This window comes from Salinimicrobium oceani (genome assembly GCF_012037645.1).
Genome location: NZ_JAAVJR010000857.1, coordinates 1 through 401, shown reverse-complemented (window position 1 = coordinate 401; position 401 = coordinate 1). Strand labels below are relative to the sequence as shown.

The 401-nt window shown below is 43.9% G+C and carries 1 protein-coding gene; it reads right to left on the bottom strand.

The features are described 5' to 3' along the window. Positions 1 to 320, bottom strand: a 320-nt coding sequence (locus HC175_RS19740; RefSeq protein WP_209310130.1) for a BatA domain-containing protein, incomplete at its 3' end; no start/stop codon positions are given. Between the last annotated feature and the right edge of the window lie 81 nt (positions 321 to 401).

Here is a 401-nt window from a genome sequence, read left to right as displayed (position 1 = left end):
ATATCTTCGGCCAGCATACTTTTAGAAACGTCTACTGCGAAGACCACATCAACTCCTTCCCTTTTGACGGTTTCCAATTTTGTGCCAAACTGCGGATTCACCAGCGCAATGACAAAGCTGCTGATGGCAAGGCACAGCAGGATGATCTTCATCACCTGTTTTCCCGTGGAACGGTTGGGGCTTAACTTGTCTAAAAGTTCTTTATCTGCGAATTTTCGCTGGGTACGTTTTTGCCAAAAGACCACCAGGGCATACAGCAGCACAATGACCGGGATGCCTACCAGTAACCATAAGTATGTTTTATCTTCTAACAGAAACATCTTCTAATATTTTTATACAAAACTCCTGAACACCGTAAACCTCAACAGCACTTCGAACAGCAGTAAAAAGCCTGCCAGTAA